This window comes from Holdemanella sp. MSK.7.32, from assembly GCF_024460475.1.
Lineage (GTDB): Bacteria > Bacillota_I > Bacilli_A > Erysipelotrichales > Erysipelotrichaceae > Holdemanella.
Genome location: NZ_JANFYN010000126.1, coordinates 1 through 452, shown reverse-complemented (window position 1 = coordinate 452; position 452 = coordinate 1). Strand labels below are relative to the sequence as shown.

Annotated in this window: 1 protein-coding gene; it reads left to right on the top strand. The window is 33.6% G+C overall.

Annotation, left to right across the window (positions count from 1 at the left end; translation table 11 throughout):
- Window positions 1-411 (top strand): ATP-binding protein (locus tag NE544_RS12095; RefSeq protein ID WP_256269507.1); only part of this gene is annotated, 411 nt, incomplete at its 5' end.
- Between the last annotated feature and the right edge of the window lie 41 nt (window positions 412-452).

Sequence of the window (452 nt, the reverse complement as noted above, 5' to 3'; positions counted from 1 at the left end):
GTACCATCCACTCGAAGAAATCCAGTATTAGCAGATGTATTTAATCGGCTTGGATATATGGAACGTAAAGGCAGTGGATTTGCAAAAATCTTAGATAATTATGCTTTTCAAGTGAACTATACTGATGAAAAGAAACCCTATTTCAGATCCGATAGATACCAATTTACTGTTATTATGCCAAATTTAAATTATCGTGGCACTCAAGATGGCACTCAAGATGGCACTCAAGATGGCACTCAAGATTTTGATACACTAATAATGAACATGATTGAAGAAAACAATAAAATCAGTGCAAAAATCATGGCCGAAAAATTAGGTGTCAGTTTAAGAACAGTTCGACGCCTCATTAAAGAAAATGATCAAATTGAATATGTGGGACATGGATTTAGCGGATATTGGAAAATTAAATAGTTTCCTAGAAAGAAGTGATTTTATTTGACACATATACGTTG